This window comes from Kitasatospora sp. NPDC057500 (assembly GCF_042802195.1).
GTDB lineage: Bacteria > Actinomycetota > Actinomycetes > Streptomycetales > Streptomycetaceae > Kitasatospora.
Window position 1 is genome coordinate 6,128 of record NZ_JBHVER010000108.1, and the last position, 20,098, is coordinate 26,225.

Annotated in this window: 13 protein-coding genes; 6 read left to right on the plus strand and 7 right to left on the minus strand. The window is 73.4% G+C overall.

What is annotated here, in order from left to right:
* From ACFU74_RS22360 to ACFU74_RS22375, 4 genes are all read right to left on the minus strand, one after another.
* On the minus strand, nt 1–2,387 hold a 2,387-nt coding region (locus ACFU74_RS22360), incomplete at its 3' end, for a choice-of-anchor A family protein (protein ID WP_380759432.1).
* A gap of 122 nt (nt 2,388–2,509) precedes the next feature.
* The gene (locus tag ACFU74_RS22365) at nt 2,510–2,761 is read right to left on the minus strand and encodes a hypothetical protein (RefSeq protein WP_030302164.1); all 252 of its coding nucleotides are present in this window, start codon (nt 2,759–2,761) and stop codon (nt 2,510–2,512) included.
* Nucleotides 2,762–2,827: 66 nt separating this feature from the next.
* Nucleotides 2,828–3,250 carry a (2Fe-2S) ferredoxin domain-containing protein gene (locus tag ACFU74_RS22370; RefSeq protein WP_380759407.1) on the minus strand — a complete coding sequence of 141 codons (423 nt, stop codon included), beginning with the start codon at nt 3,248–3,250 and terminating at the stop codon, nt 2,828–2,830.
* 6 nt (nt 3,251–3,256) lie between these two features.
* Nucleotides 3,257–5,236 carry a heavy metal translocating P-type ATPase gene (locus tag ACFU74_RS22375; protein WP_380759410.1) on the minus strand — a complete coding sequence of 660 codons (1,980 nt, stop codon included), beginning with the start codon at nt 5,234–5,236 and terminating at the stop codon, nt 3,257–3,259.
* A 98-nt stretch (nt 5,237–5,334) separates the two neighbouring features.
* On the opposite strand from ACFU74_RS22375, the gene ACFU74_RS22380 reads away from it, so the two are divergent.
* Entirely contained in the window at nt 5,335–5,715 is a 381-nt protein-coding gene (locus tag ACFU74_RS22380; protein WP_380759412.1) for an ArsR/SmtB family transcription factor, read from the plus strand.
* Nucleotides 5,716–5,763: 48 nt separating this feature from the next.
* Entirely contained in the window at nt 5,764–6,180 is a 417-nt protein-coding gene (locus tag ACFU74_RS22385; RefSeq protein WP_380759414.1) for a DUF3592 domain-containing protein, read from the plus strand.
* Between the two features lie 10 nt (nt 6,181–6,190).
* Here ACFU74_RS22385 and ACFU74_RS22390 read toward each other — a convergent pair whose 3' ends face one another.
* Complete coding sequence (locus ACFU74_RS22390) at nt 6,191–7,846, minus strand: FAD-binding dehydrogenase (protein ID WP_380759416.1); 1,656 nt, start codon at nt 7,844–7,846, stop codon at nt 6,191–6,193.
* 271 nt (nt 7,847–8,117) lie between these two features.
* Here ACFU74_RS22390 and ACFU74_RS22395 point away from each other — a divergent pair, with 271 nt between their 5' ends.
* Nucleotides 8,118–9,035, plus strand: coding sequence for an SGNH/GDSL hydrolase family protein (locus ACFU74_RS22395; protein ID WP_380759419.1), 918 nt, complete (start codon nt 8,118–8,120; stop codon nt 9,033–9,035).
* A 71-nt stretch (nt 9,036–9,106) separates the two neighbouring features.
* On the opposite strand, the gene ACFU74_RS22400 is transcribed toward ACFU74_RS22395, so the two are convergent.
* Both ACFU74_RS22400 and ACFU74_RS22405 read right to left on the minus strand, forming a co-directional pair.
* Nucleotides 9,107–11,536, minus strand: a complete 2,430-nt coding sequence (locus tag ACFU74_RS22400; RefSeq protein WP_380759421.1) for an endonuclease/exonuclease/phosphatase family protein — start codon at nt 11,534–11,536, stop codon at nt 9,107–9,109.
* 263 nt (nt 11,537–11,799) lie between these two features.
* Nucleotides 11,800–12,789: a LuxR C-terminal-related transcriptional regulator gene (locus ACFU74_RS22405; protein ID WP_380759424.1), complete on the minus strand. Its 990-nt coding sequence runs from the start codon at nt 12,787–12,789 to the stop codon at nt 11,800–11,802.
* Between the two features lie 343 nt (nt 12,790–13,132).
* On the opposite strand from ACFU74_RS22405, the gene ACFU74_RS22410 reads away from it, so the two are divergent.
* The 3 genes from ACFU74_RS22410 (at nt 13,133) to ACFU74_RS22420 (ending at nt 20,041) form a co-directional block, all read left to right on the plus strand.
* Nucleotides 13,133–13,324 (plus strand): hypothetical protein, encoded by a 192-nt coding sequence (locus tag ACFU74_RS22410; protein ID WP_380759426.1) that lies wholly within the window; start codon nt 13,133–13,135, stop codon nt 13,322–13,324.
* 7 nt (nt 13,325–13,331) lie between these two features.
* Entirely contained in the window at nt 13,332–13,604 is a 273-nt protein-coding gene (locus ACFU74_RS22415) for a hypothetical protein (RefSeq protein ID WP_380759428.1), read from the plus strand.
* A gap of 236 nt (nt 13,605–13,840) precedes the next feature.
* Nucleotides 13,841–20,041: a DNRLRE domain-containing protein gene (locus tag ACFU74_RS22420; protein ID WP_380759430.1), complete on the plus strand. Its 6,201-nt coding sequence runs from the start codon at nt 13,841–13,843 to the stop codon at nt 20,039–20,041.
* Nucleotides 20,042–20,098 lie beyond the last annotated feature (57 nt).

Sequence of the window (20,098 nt, forward strand, 5' to 3'; positions counted from 1 at the left end):
TCAGCCGCATTCGCCGGAGTCAGCACCAGCGGACCGAACACCGGATCGGCCGGCAGCACGTACCCAGGAGGCGCAGCCGTCTCCAGCCAGTAGTACGTCCCAACCTCAACCGTACGAACGCACAGACCATCCACACCAGTAGTGCACGACGCACCAACCTGCGTATCCGGGTTCACACCGGCGGTCTGAAGACCGGGGACACCGTTGGTCTCCTCCCACAGCTCGAACACACCACCCGCAAGCGGCAGACCCGTCACGGCATCGGTCTTCAACACCCGAACCTCACCGGTCACCACCGGCTGCAGAGCATCGGGAGCCGTGACCTGCACACCCTCAGCCGCATTCGCCGGAGTCAGCACCAGCGGACCGAACACCGGATCGGCCGGCAGCACGTACCCAGGAGGCGCAGCCGTCTCCAGCCAGTAGTACGTCCCAACCTCAACCGTACGAACGCACAGACCATCCACACCAGTAGTGCACGACGCACCAACCTGCGTATCCGGGTTCACACCGGCGGTCTGAAGACCGGGGACACCGTTGGTCTCCTCCCACAGCTCGAACACACCACCCGCAAGCGGCAGACCCGTCACGGCATCGGTCTTCAGCACCCGAACCTCACCGGTCACCACCGGCTGCAGAGCATCGGGAGCCGTGACCTGCACACCCTCAGCCGCATTCGCCGGAGTCAGCACCAGCGGACCGAACACCGGATCGGCCGGCAGCACGTACCCAGGAGGCGCAGCCGTCTCCAGCCAGTAGTAGACACCGATGTCCACCGTCCGGCTGCACAGGCCGTCCGCACCCGTGGTGCAGGCAGCACCCACCTGCGTGTCGGGGAGCACACCGGTGGTCTGAAGACCCGGAATCCCGTTGGTCTCCTCCCACAGCTCGAACACACCGCCCGCAAGCGGAGCACCCGTCACGGCATCGGTCTTCAGCACCCGAACCTCACCGGTCACCACCGGCAGCGGAATGTCCGGGGCGGTCACCTGAACGCCCTCGGCCGCATTCGCCGGAGTCAGGATCAGCGGGCCGAACACCGGGTCGAGCGGAAGCAGGTAGCCCGGCGGTGCGGCGGTCTCCAGCCAGTAGTAGGTGCCGGTCGGCACCGTCTGGCTGCACAGGCCGTCCGCACCCGTGGTGCACGACGCACCCACCTGCGTGTCGGGGAGCACACCGGTGCTCTGGAGACCGGGGATGCCGTTGGTCTCCTCCCACAGCTCGAACACACCGCCCGCGAGCGGAGCACCCGTCACGGCGTCCGTCTTGAGCACCCGCACCTCGCCCGTGACCGGGGCGACCGCGCAGTCGGGCAGATCGCCGTCGAAGGGGTAGGCGTGGAACTCCTGGCCGCCGCCCCCGGTGGGCGAGCTGGTGTGGATGAGGTCGCCGGTGACGAAGACGCGGCCGTTGACGCCGGGCAGGGTGACCGTGGTCTGCGAGGCCTGCTCGCCGGCCAGGATGCTGCCCTGGAACTGGCCGGTGCCCACCAGGTTGACGGTGGTGGCGTCGGGGAAGTTCCACAGCAGGCGCTCGCGGTAGGCGTTCAGCGGGTCGGTGTCGGCGATGTCGCCGCTGTACGTGTTGATGGTCCGGCTGGCGCCGGTCAGGTTGACCAGGATGGTGGCGCCCGCCGGGATGTTGGCGAAGGAGATGCCCTGCTGGCCGCCGCCGGGGCCGGTGAGGTCGAAGTCGACGTTGAAGACCTGGAGCGGCGACACGCCGTCACCGGTGAACAGGGTCTCGAAGCCGGCGTTCACGGCGACGCCGGTCGGGGTGCGGGGCACGCCGTCGACCCGGGCGTAGCAGTCGGACGCGGCGGAGAGCTGGTCGCGCAGTGCGGCGTACGGCTGGATCGCGTTGGGGTCCTGGACGACGGTGCCGGTCACGCTGCCGGTGAGGGTGCTGGCGTAGCGGACGACACCGCCCTCGGCCACCAGGGTCTGGCCGGCGGTGACGACGACGTCGTCGCCGGTGGTGAGGAAGTCGGCCCCGTCCGGCGGGGGGACCCGGGAGCCCGCGCCGACGATGCCGATGTTGTAGATGGAGCTGGCGCCGACGTCCTTGGACTGGTCGAAGTCGTGGACGACGACGACCCGGCCCTCGGCCTCGGCGGCGCGGCCGCGGACCAGGAAGTCGGAGCCGACGAAGATGTTGATCCCGTTGTCCCGCCCGGCGATCGGGCCGTTGCTGATCGGCGGGAAGGGGTCGGGGCAGCTGCCGGGGATGCAGGGCCCCAGCCCGCCCGGCAGGGTCGCGGCCTCGGCGGACACGGCGCCGGGGCCGAGCGCGAGGACGGGCACGAGGGCCGAGACGATGGTGCACGGCAGTGCCAGGGCGGCGGCCTTTCGGCGGACGCGCGCTAACAGTCGGTTGAGGGAAGCCATAGTCGTAGCGTCCGGCACACTGCTCGCGCGCTGCCGTCTGAGGGGGCCTCAGCTAGGCTGACCGGTGTGCGGACGTACCCGCTCAGACCAACCGTCAGCTGGGGGACGGGTCCGGCGCACGCTCAGGACGCTTCGTCCCAGGGGGATGCCGCCCGGTTGCCGGTGCCGTCGCAGGTGCGGCAGATCTCGTCGCGGTAGGCGTGCTTGGCGCCGGTGGCGTCGACCCGGTAGCGGACGTAGACGCCGGTGCCGTCGCAGAGGAAGCAGTTGCCCCCGCCGCCGCCGACCTCGGTGGTGCCGGTGCCCTGGCAGGTCCGGCAGCTGAGGCCGGCGGTGCGGCCGGTGCCCGCGCAGATGCGGCAGACCGTGGTCATCGTCTTCCTCCCGTCGGAACCCAGGCCATGGTAGGCGCTGACCGGTCCTTCCCGAACGGGTGCCGCTCAGCCCGGCAGGCCCGCGCTGACGCGGCGGGAGACGGAGATCTGCTGGAGGTCGAGCATCCCCGGCGGGTCGGCGAGGCCGGGGCCGCCGGCGTGCACCCACTGGGCGATCTCCTCGATCATGTCGTCGGCCAGCACCCAGCCCAGCCAGACCGGACGGCCGCCGGCCGCGCGGCCCTCGCTGGACGGGCCGACCACGACGACGTTGGAGTGCGCGCAGGTGTCCAGGCACTTGACGGCACGGACCCGGCCGGCCTCGCCGACGGCCGCGCGCAGCCGCTCGTACTGGCCGGCGTGGTCGACGCCGGGGTGCTTCTCCTGGGTGCCGCAGCAGCAGCCCCGGCAGACGGTGACGGTGACCGGGGACGCCGGGCCGCGCCCGCCGCCCTTCCCACCGGCCCGTTCGCGTTCGCGACGGCTCATGCTCCCTCAGCCCTCCTCGTTCCCCAGGGCCCGCCGCCACGCCCGTTCGCGCAACAGCCGCAGGCCGTTGAGGCCGACGATCACGGTGGAGCCCTCGTGCCCGGCGACGCCGAGCGGCAGTGGCAGCGTACCCGCCAGGTCCCAGACCACCAGGAGGGTGATGGCCGTCCCCGCGATCACCAGGTTCTGCACCACCAGTCGGCGGGCCCGCCGGGAGAGGGCGACCACGGCGGGGACGGCGGCCAGCTCGTCGCGGACGAGGACGGCGTCGGCGGTCTCCAGGGCGAGGTCCGAGCCGGCCCGGCCCATCGCCACGCCGGTGTGCGCGGCGGCCAGCGCGGGGGCGTCGTTGACGCCGTCGCCGACCATCAGTACCCGGCGGCCGGCGGCGGCGAGGTCCTGGACGGCGGCGGCCTTCTCGTGCGGCAGCAGACCGCCCCGGACGTCGGTGAGGCCGACGTCGGCGGCCAGCCGGGCGGCGGCGCGCGGGTTGTCGCCGGTGAGCAGGACGGGCGGGCGGCCGGTGAGCGCGGCCAGCGCCCGGACGGCGCCGGCGGCCTGGGCACGCGGGCGGTCGGCGAGGCCGAGGACGCCGGCCGGCTCGCCGTCGCGCAGCACCAGGACGGCGGTGCGGCCGTCCTCCTCCAGGGCGGTGACGGCGGGGTGGTCGCGGTAGGGGCCGGGGGCGCCGACGGCGATCACGGCGCCGTCGACCACGGCCCGCACGCCGATGCCGGGGGTGGCCGTGAAGTCGGTGGCGGGCGGCACGGCGAGGCCGCGCCCGCGGGCGGCGGCGACCACGGCGCGGGCCAGCGGGTGCTCGCTGGGGTGCTCGGCGGCGGCGGCGAGCGCCAGCAGTTCGCCGGCCGTGGTGGCGCCGAGCGGGTGCACCTCGGTGACCCGGGGGGTGCCCTCGGTGAGGGTGCCGGTCTTGTCGAGGGCGACGGCGTCGGCCTGGCCGAGGCGTTCCATCACCACCGCCGACTTGACCAGCACGCCGTGCCGGCCGGCGTTGGCGATCGCGGAGAGCAGCGGGGGCATGGTGGCGAGCACCACGGCGCAGGGCGAGGCGACGATCATGAAGGTCATGGCGCGCAGCAGGGCGTCGGCCGTTCCGGCGCCGAGGGCGAGTGGGACGGCGAACAGCAGCAGGGTGGCGGCCACCAGGACGGCGGCGTAGCGCTGTTCGATCTTCTCGACGAACAGCTGGGTGGGGGCCTTGGTCTCGGAGGCCTCCTCGACCATGGCGACGATCCGGGCGATGACGGTGTCGGCGGGGTCGCGCTCGACGCGCACCCGCAGCACGCCGGCGCCGTTGAGGGTGCCCGCGTACACCTGGTCGCCGGGGCGTTTGGCGGCGGGCAGCGGCTCGCCGGTGATGGTGGCCTGGTCGACGTCGCTCGCGCCGTCCAGGACGCGGCCGTCGGCACCGATCCGCTCGCCGGGGCGGACCAGCACGGTGTCGCCGACGGCGAGCTCCGCGGTGGGGACGCACTCCTCGGTCTCCGCGCCGTCCACGCCGTCCACGCCGCCCGGTCCGGCGCGCAGCCGGGTGGCGGTGGCGGGAGCGAGGTCGAGCAGGCCGCGCACGGAGTCGGCGGTGCGGGCGGTGGCCAGGGCCTCCAGGGCGCCGCTGGTCGCGAAGATGACGATCAGCAGCGCGCCGTCCAGCAACTGGCCGATGGCGGCGGCGCCGAGGGCGGCGACGACCATCAGCAGGTCCACGTCCAGGGTGCGCTCGCGCAGCGCGCGCAGTCCGGCGAGGGCGGGCTCCCACCCGCCGGCGGCGTACGTGGCGGCGTACAGGGTGGCGGACGCCCAGCCGGGGGCGCCGCAGAGCTGGAGGGCGAGCGCGGCCAGGAAGGCGGCCAGACTGCCGGCCGCCCAGCGGGCCTCCGGCAGCGCGAGCACCCGGGTGCGACAGGGACGCGGCGGCGGAGCCGACGGGGCGGGGGCGGTCGCCCGGGTGAGCGTGGTGGCGGACATGGGCGCCACCTTACAGGAATACATGAACACACCTTCATGCGTTCATATGACATTGGAGTACCCTCCCTGTGCCTATCGGCGCCCCGTAGGATTCCCCCATGGGACACGCAGCCGCCGAGAACGTCGTGCCGAGGATGCGCCTGGACGCGTCCAACGCCGCCAAGGTGGCGAGCACGCTCCAGGCCCTCGCCACCCCGTCGCGACTGCTGATCCTCGCCGAGCTCCGCGAAGGGCCGCGGGCCGCCACCGAGCTCGCCGACGCCGTCGGCATGGAGCAGTCGGCCTGCTCCCACCAGCTGCGTCTGCTGCGCAACCTCGGCCTGGTGGTCGGCGAGCGCCGGGGCCGCTCGGTGGTCTACTCGCTGCACGACGACCACGTCGCCGCGCTGCTCGACCAGGCCGTCTACCACGTCGACCACCTGCGGCTCGGGATCACCGGCGAAGGAAGGGCGAACTCCGCCCCAACGAACGGCAGTTGAGCGCCGCGGCAGTGGGCGGGGAGGGCCGTCGGCGGTAGCCTGCGGGCCGTGAACCTCCTCGCGCTCGCGATCGGGACGGTACTCGGCTGCGGTTCGTACTACACCGGGTCGCGCGCCTCGACGACGTACCGGATCCGCCGCCACGGAACACGGCTGCGCGCCCGGGTGACCGACGTCCGGAGCACGCCCGTGGGCGAGGGCGACGCCGCCGAGGACACCGTCCGGGTGCGCTTCGAGGTCCCGGACGGCCCCGCCGTGGAGGCGGTCACCTCGATACCGCTGCGCGGGCCGACGGGGCTGGAGCCGGGCGACGAGGTCGAGATCGCCCATCTGCGGCGCTACCCCTCGAAGATGGTCGTCCTCGGCCACCACGCCGCCGACGGCGTCCCGCTGCTGGCCTACATGTCCGTCCTGTTCGCGGTGATGACCGTCTTCTTCCTCTGGATCGGCCTCACCATCGGCTGAGGAACGGCCCCTACGCCGTGGCCTCGGCGGCCGCGCGGCCCGCGACGCGGCCGGAGAAGAGGCAGCCGCCGAGGAAAGTGCCCTCCAGGGAGCGGTAGCCGTGGACGCCGCCACCGCCGAAGCCGGCCGCCTCGCCGGCGGCGTAGAGGCCGTCGAGCACGGAGCCGTCGGGGCGCAGCACGCGGGCCGAGAGGTCGGTGTGCAGGCCGCCGAGCGACTTGCGGGTGAGGACGGACAGCCGGACGGCGATCAGCGGGGCGGCGTCCGGATCGAGGATGCGGTGCGGCGCGGCGGTGCGGACCAGCCGGTCGCCGAGGTAGCGGCGGGCGCCGTGCAGGGCGGTCACCTGGAGGTCCTTGGCGAAGGGGTTGGCGAGCTGGCGGTCCCGGGCCTCGACGACGCGGCGCAGTTCGGCGGCGTCGATCAGCCGGGCGCGCGCCTTGGCGTTCATCGCGCGGGCGAGGTCGTGCAGGTTGCCCGCGACGACGAAGTCCGGCCCGTGGTCGAGGTGGTCGCGGACCGGGCCGGGGACGCCGGGCAGCAGGCGCCGGAGCACCCCGCGCAGCGAGCGGCCGGTGAGGTCGGGGTTGTGCGCGGAGCCGGAGAGGGTGAACTCCTTCTCGATGATCCGCCGGTTGAGCACGAACCAGGTGTGGTCGTAGCCAGTGGTCCTGATGTGCTCCAGGGTGCCGAGGGTGTCGAAGCCGGGGAACAGCGGGACGGGCAGCCGGCGGCCGCGGGCGTCGAGCCAGAGCGGGGAGGGGCCGGGCAGGACGCGGATGCCGTGCCGGGCCCAGAGGGGGTCGTGCTCGGCGATGCCCTCGGTGTAGTGCCACATCCGGTCGCCGTTGACCAGGGCGGCCCCGGCCCGGGCGGCGACGCCGAGCATCAGCCCGTCGACGTGCGCGGGCACGCCGGAGAGCATCCGCCCGGGCGGGGTGCCGAGCCGGGCGGGCCAGGCCGCGCGGACGAGGTCGTGGTTGCCGCCGATACCGCCGGAGGTGACGAGCACGGCCCGCGCACGTAGCTCGAAGCGGCCGGCGACCTCGCGGGTGCTGGCCTCGCCGCGGGCCGCGCCGCTCGGCACCAGCACCTCGCCCGCCACCGTGTCGACGGCGCCCGCGCTCGCCGCCAGGCCGGTGACCCGGTGCCGGAAGCGCGGGTCGACCAGCCCGGCCGCGGCGGCCGAGCGGACCCCGCGGACGAAGGGTTCGAGCAGGCCGGGGCCGGTGCCCCAGACGACGTGGAAGCGCGGGACGGAGTTGCCGGGGCCGTCGGCGAGCGCTCCGCCGCGCTCGGCCCAGCCGACCACCGGGAGGAAGCGCACGCCCAGCGCCCGCAGCCAGGCCCGGTTCTCCCCGGCGGCGAAGTCGACGTAGGCCTCGGCCCAGCGGCGCGCCCAGGCGTCCTCCGGCCGGTCGAAGCCGGCGGTGCCGAGCCAGTCCTGCCGGGCGAGGGCGTGCGAGTCGTGGATCCGCAGTCGGCGCTGCTCGGGCGAGCCGACCAGGAAGAGGCCGCCGAGGGACCAGTGCGCCTGGCCGCCGAGCGAGGCGGCGGGCTCCTGATCGAGCAGGATCACCCGCCGCCCGGCGTCGACGAGTTCGGCGGTCGCGACGAGGCCCGCGAGGCCGGCTCCGATGACGATGACGTCGGCGTCCAGGGCCATCCGGGCAGCTCCTCCGGGCTCCTCCGCGGTGACGGGCGCACCGTGAACGGTCGCGCGCATTCCGCTCCACCGCGTTTCGGAATTGCCTCCGATACACCGTGGAGCGAAATTCGGAATTCCCGCCGGGCCGTCCGGTGAAACATTCCGACGGATTCTCGAAATGTGCGCGCGCGGCATGGACGCAGCAGAAACCTGACAGTAACTTACCTATCGGTAGTAGCTGTGGCCCGGCTGTCCCTCCCCCACCCGTTTCCCTCCCCCAGGAGGAACCGTGCTCCGCCGTGCCCGCAATTCCCTGCTGCTCGCGTCCGCCGCGCTCGGCACCGTCCTGGCGATGACCGCCACCGGCGCGCAGGCCGCCGCCCCCGCCCCGCACCGCTACGTCGCCCTCGGCGACTCCTACGCGTCCGGCGCCGGCGTGCCCGGCCAGTCGGCGGGCCTGTGCCTGCGCTCCGACCGCAACTACGGCCACCTGGTCGCCGCAGCCCTGGACGCCGCCGCCTACCGCGACGTCACCTGCGCCGCCGCCAAGGTCGAGTCGGTCACCGAGGCCCAGTACGACCTCTTCCTGAAGGTCAACGACCCGCAGATCGACGCGGTGAGCGCGGACACCGACCTCGTCACCCTCGGGATCGGCGGCAACGACCTCGGCGACAGCGACATCGGGATCGGCGACGTGATCGCCGCCTGCATCGCCGGCGCGGTGGTCAACCCGCTCGGCACCCCGTGCACCGACGTCTACCACCACGGCTACTGGGACTGGTCCAGCTGGTCCTGGCGGTACGGCAACGACGACCTCGCCGACCGGATCGACGCCACCGGGCCGCGACTCGCCGACACCGTGCGCAAGCTGCGCACCAAGGCCCCGAACGCCCGCGTCCTGCTGGTCGGCTACCCCTCGGTGCTCCCGGCCGACGGCGCCTCCTGCGTCCTGCGCCAGCCGCTCGCCCCGGGCGACGTCCCGTACCTGCACGGCGTGCTCAACCGGCTGAACGCGATGCTGAAGTCCACCGCCGCGGCGGTCGGCGCCACCTACGTGGACACCGCGGGCCCGACCCGCGGGCACGACGTCTGCTCGGACGACCGCTGGATCGAGGGCGCGCTGCCCGGCTCCCCGGCCGTCCCCTTCCACCCGAACGCGACCGGCGAGCGCGTCATGGCGGACGCCGTGCTGGCCGCTCTCCGTTAGCGTCCGCGAAGCCCCGAGGGGGCGGTGGCCGGGCCCCGGTCACCGCCCCCTCGGTCATGCCCCCGGCGGGCTCACGGCTTGATGCGGACCACCTGCGGGTCGTGGTCGCTCGCCTGCTGGGCGAACTCGGCGTTGATGTGCACCACGTCGTACTTGGCGTACCCGACCTCCGGGCTGACCAGGATGTGGTCCAGCACCTGCGAGTTGCCCTGGTAGACGTACGAGTACTGCTCCTTCTCCGGCAGCTCGTCCACCAGGTCGCGCAGCACGCCGTCCTTGGTGAGCGCGGCCAGCGCGGGCGAGAACTGGTAGTCGTTGAAGTCGCCGACCGAGACCACCTTGGCCTCCTTGTCGGCGGCCAGCAGCTTGGCGACGAAGGCCTGCTCGACGGTGGCCTGGGCGATCCGCTGGACCTCGGAGGAGCGGGTCGGGGCCTGGAAGCGGCTGTCGATGCCCTGGTCTCCGCCCTTGCTGTTGAAGTGGTTGGCGATGACGAAGACCTTCTTGCCGCGGAAGGAGAACTGCCCGACCAGCGGCTTGCGGCTGTTGGCCCACGCCGCGTCCTCGGGGGCGATCCGGCCGGGCGAGGCGGTCAGCGAGGCGGCGGCGCCGGTGCCGGCGACGTCCACGGCGGTGGTGGCGGTGCCGCCGGGGATGTCGGTGAAGGAGACCCGCTGCGGGTTGAACAGGAAGACCTGGCGGATGTTGCCGCCGGGCTCGCCGCCGTCCTTGCCGTCCTGCGGGTCGACCGAGCGCCAGTCGTACGCCGGGCCGCCGGCCGCCTTGATCGCCGCGACGAACTTGGCGAGGGTCTGGCCCGCGTCCACCGTGCCGTCGTTCTTGGCGCCGTTGTTGTCCTGGATCTCCTCCAGGGCGACGATGTCGGGCGAGCGCAGGTGGGTGACCACACCGGCGGCCAGCTCGGCGAACTTGGCGTCCGGGTTGGTGGCGGCCAGGTTCTCCACGTTGTAGGTGGCGACGGTCAGCTCGCGCTCGCCGGCCGGGGCGGTGACCTCGCGCTGGAGGTGGTTGTCCTGGAGCGCGCCGAGGGTGCCGGCGACCAGGGTGTAGCCGCCGAACTGGTTGTAGTCCAGCGGGCCGCTGGTGGTGCCGGTCAGCACGTCGCCGACGTTGGCGACCGGGAAGGGCTGCTGGGAGACCAGGGCCTGCTGCTGGACCATCAGCCGGCCGACGTTCGGCTCGGCGTAGGACTGGTAGAGCAGGCCGCCGCGCTTGCTCTTCTGGTCCTGCTTGTCGGCGGCCACCCACAGCTCGTTGTACTTGTCGGTGGCCTGGACCACCCGCACGTCGCGGACCTCGACCAGCATGCCCTCCAGCGACTCGTAGAAGTCGAGGGTGTACTTCTCCGGGTCCAGCGTGACGCCGTTGACGGTGCCGTCGGCACCGGCCGCCGGGCTGTAGGTGCCGGGGATGTTGCGGGTGTCGACGACCACCGGGGCCGGCAGCGGGTTGCCGGAGGAGACCACGGTGACGGCCGGGTTGCTCAGCTGGGTGAGCGACTGCGAGCCGCCGTTGAAGTTCGGGTAGTACTCCGTCACCTTGCCGGTGACCAGCACCGCGTCGCCGACCTTGACGGTCGGGTTGGCGGAGCCGGTGTAGACGAACAGGCCCTCGCTGGTGGCCGGGTCGGCGTCCGGGGCGGTGTCCTGGATCCAGAAGCCCTTGGAGCCGTACGCCCGCACGCCGGTGACGACGCCGGGCACGCCCGCGACGGTCCTGCCGGTGCGCTCCGCCAGGCGGGTACGGCCCTGGATGTCGTGGATCCGGACGGTGCCCGGCTCGGTCGGGCCGGTCGGGGTGGAGCCCTCGGCGACCTCGCCGCGGCTGTTGGTCGGCGTCGGGGCGCCGGCCGCGAGGTCGGCCGCGTTCTCGTCGGTGTCCGGCAGTCCTGCCTTGCGGGCCACCGAGGCGGTGTTGGAGGCGCCGGGCACCGAGGCCGCACCCTCGTGGACCACGGCGGTGCCGAAGCCGACGAGGTCGCGCACCCGCGGGTCGGCGGCGCAGTCGGCGGCGGTCTTGCAGGTCAGCGGGTCGGTGCCGTGGACCAGCGCGACGGTGCCGCTGGTGCCGGAGAGCGCCAGCGAGCCGGCCGCGTCCGGGGCGGGCAGTTCGACGGTGCCCGCGGCGCCGGCCGACTCGGCGACCAGGTAGCGGCCGCCGGGGGCGATCGACCCGGTCAGCGGGGTGACGCCCCACTGGGAGTTGGGGCCGGGTGCGGCGGATATGTACTGGACGCTCCAGCCGTCCAGGCCGAAGGCGGCGCCGCCCCTGTTGGCCAGCTCGACGAAGTCGTTCTTCAGCGTGGCGCCCGAGTTGCCGCCACCGCCGTAGACCTCGGCGATCAGCGCGTCGGCGGAGGGCGCGGCCACGGCGGCCGGCAGCGGCGCCAGCACCAGGGAGGCGGCCAGACCGGCCGGGACGACCGCGGCGCGCAGCAGGGCGCGCCGGGAGCGCGGGCGGGGAGCAGTGGGGGTGGTCACCGGAACGGGACTCCTAGCTGTGTGAGGGTCGGTCGGCCGGGCGCACCGCGCGCACTGCCCCGCTACCCGCGTAGAAAGCCGTGCGGAAGCCGGGAACCCGCCCCCGCAGCGCCCTAAGATACGCGCGTAGAAAATGACCGGACAAGAGCCCGGAAGTGAACTTCTCCATGACGTCCGGCAATCGTTACGGCAATCGCCGCGGCGGCAGGCACGGCGGTCGGCACGGCAGTCGTCGGGCCGTTGCCCCGAGGCCGTGACGGCCGCTACAGCCAGCCGCGCTGAGCCGCCTTCAGGCCCGCCTCGAAGCGGCTCGCCGCCTCCAGACGCTCCATCAGCGCCGCCATCTGCCGGCGCACCGTGCGCACCGAGACGCCCAGCCGCTTGGCCGCCGCGTCGTCGGTCAGCCCGGTGGACAGCAGCCGCAGCAGCTCGCGCTCGCCGGGGCTCAGCCCGGTGGCGGCGTCCTCGGGGCGGGGGTCCCCGCCGAGCGGCAGGGCGGTCTCCCAGGTCTGCTCGAACAGCGCGATCAGCGAGGCGACGATCCCCGGCTCCTCGGTGCACAGCGCGCCGGCCCGGGTGTTCTCCGGGTCGATCGGCACCACGGCGGTGGTCCCGTCGAAGACCAGCATCCGCGGCGGCAGCACCGGGGCGGTGCGCACCCGGCCGCCGAGGCCGGTCATCCACTGCGTGTAGGCGAAGGTCTCCGGGTCGTTGCGGACGCTGTCCTGGTAGATGGTGCGCAGGCTGATGCCGCGCCGCAGGGCGTCCTCGTCCAGCGGCCGGGAGGCGGCCAGGCTGGCCGCGGACTGCGCGCCGCCGGGCATCACGCCAAGGCACTCGGTGGTCAGCCTGGCGGTCAGCACCTCCAGCTTGGACTGGATGGCGTCGAGGCCGACCAGCCGCTCGCCGCCGTCCACCAGGGTGGCCGAGCGCAGCGTGGCGTACTCCGCGACGGCACGCGCCACGGCGGCCTTGGAGACCGCCAGCTCCTGTTGCCTGCGCGCGAGCTCCTCCTCCTGACGGCGCAGCAGCAGTTCCAGTCCGCGCTCCGGGCTGACCGGCCACAGGGCGCCCGGACGCTCCCGGGAGGCCCGCAACAGGGTCAGGTCGGCGAGGCGGTCCAGGGCGGCCCGGACGACGGCTTCGGAGACTTCGAGACGTTCACAGAGTTCGGCCACTCCGCCCTCCGGGTCCGCGAGCATCTCGCGGTACACGGCTTCCGCGGTGGCGTCCAGGCCCAGCAGTTCCAGCACGTCAACGACCCCTGATCGTCACAGCATCGCCCCACAGAAAAGGTTTCGGTCCGACCCACCGGCTCCCGATCCTTGCGCCGGTGATCGGCTCCCACAAGGTGCGATCCAGTCACCCCAGCAGAATCGGACCATCCGGTCTGTTCTGCGAACGGCCCGGACGAACCGCGCCACCCCCCGACCGCCGCCCCGGGCTTGCAGCATGCTGCCAGGCCGGATGCTGCCCGCCGACCACCCTCCCCCCGCGGGGCCGGCGCCGGGAGTATTCATTCTGCGCCGCGCACCGCACCACGCACCATGCACCGCCCATCCGCCCTGGATCGCCCTGCACAGAACAGGACCTGCCGTGCCGAAGCCCGTCCGGCTGCTCGCCGTCACCGCCCTCGCGCTCACCCTCGCCACCGTCGCCGCACCCGCACTCGCCGCACCGCGGTCCGCCCCGGCCGCCGCCGCACCCACCGGCGGGACGGTGATCGGCTGGGACACCCCCGGCATCGGCTGGGACGGACCGGACTCCCGAATCATCGGCTGGGACTGACCGTCCGATGTTCGCCGTCCATCTGAACCTCCTGGACGTCTCGACCACGCCGACGGGCGAGGCCGGGGCCGCCGACGTCCAGGGCACCCTGTGGGCACGCGCGGTTCCGGGCGACGGCCTGGAGCACGTGCGCGCCCGCTCCGTCCCGGGAGGCGTCGGCCTGGTGCTGTACGTCCGGGCACCCCACCGGGAGGCGGCCGAGCTCAGGGCGTACGCCCTGCTCGACCGGGCCCTGGCGGAGGACCCCGCGTGCCGCTACACGGTGGCGGCTCCGCGGTAGGCCGCAAGGCCCTCCGCCAGGCGCTTCCTGACGTTCCGTCCACTTTCGGACGGTTGCCTTCTCTCGCAAATTTGGCCGATTCATGCCTACGGCCATAACCAAGCCTTTACTGACATGCGCATGCCCGAAGGGGCCCTGCGCCGGGCCCGGTCCACCCGGGCCGGCGCAGCCGTGCCCCCGGGCCGACGCGCGCCGCCGTCGCCGTTCCCCCTCACCCAAGACCGTCGAGGAGCCTCATGTCCCACCCGACCGGCACACCACCCCGGCCCCGTGCCGGGGCCACCGTGCCCGCCGCCGCCCCACGCCGCCGCAACAGCGTGCTGCGCAACACCGCCGTCGCACTCGCCGTGGTGCTCTCCGCCGACGCCGCCGCCGTCATCATGACGACCGGTCAGGCCGTCGCCGTCACCCCCGCCTCTCCGGCCCCCGCTGCCGACCGGGCGCTCGGGGCCGCCGAGGCCAAGGACATCGCCACCGCCCACCTCAAGGCCCGGCTGGAGAACCGCCGGATCGAGGTGGTCGACGAGCGCACCGAGTCCACCACCACCTGGATCAACCCGGACGGCACCACCACCCTGGACATGGCCACCGGCCCGGTCCGCTACAAGGACAGGGACGGCCGGCTCCAGCCGATCGACGTGACCCTGGCCCAGCAGGCCGACGGTTCCGTCAAGGCCAAGGGCCACCCGCTCGGCCTCACCCTGGCCGGCGCCACCCCGCCGCCCGCCGCGTCGAAGTTCAAGGCGGCCGGCGCCCCGGCCGGCGACCAGCGGGCCCCGTCCGTCCCGCTGGTCTCGCTGGACAACGGCGAGGGCACCAGCATGTCGCTGTCCTGGCGCGGCACCCTGCCGGCGCCCGTCGTCGACGGCACCAAGGCCCGGTACCCGGACGCGCTCACCGCGACCGACCTGATCGTCGAGTCCACCCGGACCGGCTTCGAGCAGTTCCTGGAGCTCAAGGACCGCTCCGCGGTCGGCGCCAACGGCACCGTCACGATGACGCTGGACGCGGCGGGCCTCCAGGCGCGCCACAACGCGGACAACTCGGTCTCCTTCCTCGACCCGAAGACCGGCGAGGAGAAGGGCCAGCTGCCCGCCCCGGTGATGTGGGACGCGCAGGTCGACGAGCGCAGCGGCGAGCACACCCGCACCGCCCCGGTGGGTCTGAAGGTCACCCAGAACGGCAACGCCGTCGACCTCACGCTGACCCCGGACGCGGCGTTCCTCAACGACCCGAACACCCGGTACCCGGTCACCGTCGACCCGGCGGTCAACATCGGCGTCGGCTTCGACACCTTCGTCCAGCAGGGCTACGGCACCGACGTCTCCGGGCAGACCGAACTGAAGCTGGGCAACAACGGCTCCGGCCAGGTGGCGCGCTCCTTCCTGCAGTTCCCGATGGCCAAGATCAGCGGGAAGCAGATCACCAGCGGCAAGCTCAACCTGTGGAACTTCCACAGCTGGTCCTGCACGGCGAAGAGCTGGGAGGTCTGGGACACCGGCACCGCCACCACCGCCTCCCGCTGGACGGCGCAGCCCGGCTGGAACAAGAAGTGGGCCTCGTCCACCACCACCAAGGGCTTCTCCAGCTCCTGCAACGACGGCTGGGTCAACCAGGACATCACCGCCCTGATCAAGGCCTGGGCGGCGAACGGCAACGCCAACAACACCCTGGGCATCCGGGCCACCGACGAGAGCGACCCGTACGGCTGGAAGAAGTTCAACTCCGGCAACGCGTCCGCCAACACCCCCTACCTCTCGGTCACCTACAACACCCCGCCGGCCGTCTCCACCCTGCTGAGCCCGGCCGGCGGCGCGGTCACCGGCGACGCCACCCCGGCGTTCTCCGCCAAGGCGACCGACCCGGACGGCGGCAACGTCGTCCTGGACTTCGAGGTCTGGGCCGCCAACGGCACCACCGCCCTGCAGTCCGGGCACAGCGCCTGGGCGGCCTCCGGCTCGACCTTCTCCTGGACGCCGACCACCGCGCTGGCGCCCGGCGCCTACAAGTGGCGCTCCCGCTCCGGGGACGGCACCGTCAACAGCGCCTGGTCCGCCTTCCGCACCTTCACCGTCGACACCGTCGCGCCGGGCGCGACCACCATCGGCTCCGGCGACTTCCCGGCCGGCCAGTGGACGGGCACCCCGGACGCGAGCGGCAACTACAGCGGCAACTTCACCTTCACCCCGCCGACCGGCGACGTGAAGGACGTCCAGTACAAGCTGGACGGCGGCGCCTGGGTCACCGCGGCCACCACCGGCACGCCGGTCACCGCCAAGCTCACCTTCAAGGCGGGCGCCCACACCGTCACCGCGCACAGCCGGGACGCCGCGGGCAACGTCTCCGCCGACCGGACGTACACCTTCTACGCCGGCAAGGGCTCCGCCCTGGTCGCCCCCGGCGCGGGCGAGCGCCCGGCCCGCCGCACCTCGCTGCAGGCCGAGGGCAACAGCACCTACACCGGTGTGCGCTACCAGTACCGCCGCGGTGAGACGGACGCCTGGAAGGACATCCCGGTCGCCAACGTCAGCACCGCCGGCGGCCAGCCGGTGACCGCCTGGCCGTTCACCGCCCCCGGCGGCAAGCCGGCCCCGCTGACCTGGAACATCACCGACACCCTGGCCGAGAACGGCCCGGTGGACGTGCGCGCGGTCTTCACCGACGGCTCCGCCACCGACGCCACCGAGCCGAACACCATCACGGTGGACCGCAACGCCGGCACCGCGCCGGAGACGACGGTCGGCCCCGGCCGGGTGAACACCCTCACCGGTGACCTCACCCTCTCCGCCTCCGACGCCGAGGGCTTCGGCCTCAGCGCCGAGCGCTCCTACTCCTCCCGCCGGCCGGCCAACGGCTCGGCCCAGGAGGGCCAGGCCGCGATCTTCGGCCCGCAGTGGAGCGCCGGCACCACCGCCGAGGGCGCCGACACCGCCTACACCCACCTGCGCCAGACCTCCCCGACCTCCGTCGCGGTGGTCACCTCCGAGGGCGGCGAGACCGGCTTCACCGCCACCGGCTCCGGTGGCTGGAAGCCCGAGCCGGGCGCCGAGGACCTGACCCTGACCGGTGCCTTCACGGGCGCCTTCACCCTGAAGGACACCTCGGGCACCACGGTCTCCTTCGGCAAGGTCGACCCGGCCGCGACCACCTGGCAGGCCACCGCCACCTCGCTGCCCAGCCAGAACTCCACCACCTCGGTCGTCTCCGAGAAGGTCGTCTCCGGCGGCAGGACCCTGGCCCGTCCCAAGCTGGTCGTCGCGCCGCTGTCGGCGACCGCCTCGGCCGACTGCGCCGCCGTGCCGTCCACGGCCGGCTGCCGGGTCCTGGAGTACGTCTACGCCGACGCCACCAGCGCGACCGCGTCCGCGCTGGGCGACGTCGCCGGCCAGGTGAAGCAGATCCGCCTGTGGTCCACCGAGCCCGGTGCCGCCGCGGCCACCCCCGTCGTGATGTCGCAGTACGCCTACGACGACCAGGGCCGGCTGCGCGAGGTCTGGGACCCGCGGATCAGCCCGGCGCTGAAGACCGCGTACACCTACGACGCGACCGGCCGGGTCACCACCGTGACCGAGCCCGGCGAGCTGCCGTGGACCCTGGCGTACGGCAAGGCCGGCAACGCCGCCACCGCCGGCGAGGGCATGCTGCTGAGCGCCTCGCGTCCCACCCTCAAGCAGGGCAGCAAGGACGTCACCGACGGCACCGCGACCACCTCGGTCGTCTACGACGTCCCGCTGAGCGGCGCCAACGCGCCGTACCCGCTCGCGCCGTCCGACGTCGCGGCCTGGGGCCAGACCGACGCCCCGACCGACGCCACCGCGGTGCTGCCGCCCGACGCCGTCCCGCCGACCCACGACGGCAAGGCGCTCGGCACCGCCGGCTACAACCGCGCCTCGGTGACGTACACCAACGCCTCCGGCCGTGAGGTCAACACCGCCACCCCCGGCGGCGGCATCACCACCACCGAGTACAACGCCTACGGCAACGTGGTGCGGACCCTCTCCGCGGAGAACCGCATCCTCGCCCTGGCCACCACCGGCAACGACCTGAACAAGCTGCGGGCCCTCGGCATCGCCGGCCGCTCGACCGCCGACCGCGCCCAGGTGCTCTCCGAGCTCTCGGTGTACTCGGCCGACGGCAAGCGGCTCACCGACCAGTACGACCCGCTGCGGCTGGTCACCCTGGCTCGCGACCTGGCCGCCTCCGGCACCTCCCCGGCGCTCACCGCCGGGACCGAGGTCGCGGCCCGCGCCCACACCGTGACCAACTACGACGAGGGCCGCCCGGCCAACGCCGCGGTCAGCGACCAGGTGACCTCGGTGACCGTCGGCGCCCGGATCGACGGCTACGCCGCCGACGCCGACACCCGCACCAACGCCACCGAGTACGACTGGGCCCAGGGCCTGGCCACCCGGACCGTCCAGGACCCGGCCGGCCTGAAGATCACCACCAGCACCGGGTACGACGCCAGCGGCCGGGTGACCTCCCAGAGCCGCCCGAACTCCACCGGCACCGACGCGGGCACCACCGTGACCACGTACTACGAGGCCACCGGCACCGGCCCGTGCGCCGGCCGCCCCGAGTGGGCCGGCCTGGTCTGCTCCACCGCACCGGCCGCCCAGATCGCCGGCGGCGGCGCCAACCCGCTCCAGCTGCCCACCAAGACGTACCAGTACGACCGGCTGGGCGCGACCACGCTCCTCACCGAGACCGCCAACGGCGTCACCCGCACCACCAGCCGCACCTACGACGCCGCCGGCCGCCCGCTGAAGGTGACCGTCACCGGGGGCACCGGGACCGCCGTCCCGGAGACCGTGAACGGCTACGACCCGGCCACCGGCCAGCCGTCCACCGTCTCCAACGGCTCGACGACCGTCACCCAGCAGTACGACAAGCTCGGCCGCCCGGTCTCCTACGACGACGGCACGGGCAGCGTCACGACCGTCGAGTACGACAAGCTCGACCGCGTGGTGAAGAAGTCCGACTCGGTTCCGTCGACCACCACCTACGGCTACGACACCGCCAAGGACCCGCGCGGCCTGCCCACCTCGCTGACCGACTCGGTCGCCGGGACCTTCAACGCCACGTACGACGTCGAGGGCCGCCTGCTCACGCAGACCCTGCCCGGCGGCAACCTCCTGACCAACACCTACGACAGCCGGGGCATCCAGACCGGCAAGACCTACACCGACCAGGCGGGCACCGTCCTGCTGGCCGACACCGCCGAGTACACCGTCCACGGGCAGCAGGCCGGCCGGACGCAGACCGACGGCAACAGCACCGCCGGCGTCTTCGCCTACGACGCCGCCGGCCGCCTCACCAAGGCCACCGACAGCACCGGCCTGGCCTGCGGCACCCGGTCCTACGCCTTCGACAAGAGCAGCAACCGGACCAGCCGCACCAGCGTCACCGACGACTGCGACCCGGCCACCGCCGACACCGTCACGACCACCGACACCCACGCCTACGACACGGCCGACCGCCTCACCGGCACCGGCTACGGCTACGACGCCTACGGCCGCACCACCACGCTGCCCAAGGGCACCCAGCTGAGCTACTTCGCCAACGACCTGGTCCGCGGCGAGGCCCTCGGCGACACCCGGCGGACCTGGGACCTCGACGCCACCGGCCGCCTGGCCAAGGCCACCACGGAGACCAAGGGCGCCGACGGCACCTGGGCCGTCACCGGGCTGACCACCAACCACTACGACGGCTCCGAGGACACCCCCAGCTGGTCCGCGGACGCGGCGGGCCGCATCGTCCGGCACGTCACGGACCTGACCGGCCAGCTCACGGCCGCCACCGGCACCGACGGCGGCGCGGTCCTCCAGCTGACCAACCTGCACGGCGACGTCTCGGTCCAGATGTCCCCGGACGGCACCCAGGACCTCGCCGTCTACCACTACGACGAGTACGGCAACGTCGTCGACGCGACCGGCACCACCGCGTACGGCTGGCACGGCGGGCAGCTGCGCTCCGGCGACACGCTCAGCGGCCTGGTCCTGATGGGCGTGCGGGTCTACGACCCGACCACCGGCCGGTTCCTGCAGACCGACCCGCTGCCCGAGGGCTCGCCCAACCAGTACGGCTACCCGGTCGACCCGATCTCCATGGACGACCTGACCGGTCTGGCCTGGTACAAGAAGTGGACCGCCTACTTCAGCAAGGCCGGCGCCACCAAGCTGGCCAAGCAGCTGAAGACCGCCAGCACCGTCAGCAAGATGGTCGGCCTGATCGTCGGGTTCTTCCCGCACATCGCCGCGAAGATCATCGGCGGCATCCTGAAGGGCTTCGGCTGGCTGCTGAAGAGCTGGAGCAAGGGGATCACCCAGGCGAACAACCGCCGCGGCAGCCGCGGGGTGAGCATCACCGTCGGCCTCTGGCGCAGCCGCTTCCTCGGAATTCCCTACGGGAAGTCGGAGATCCGCACCCGCTACTGACGACAGCACCGCACCGCACGCACCGAAAGGCCGGCCGGCCCGGGGAACCCCCCGGGC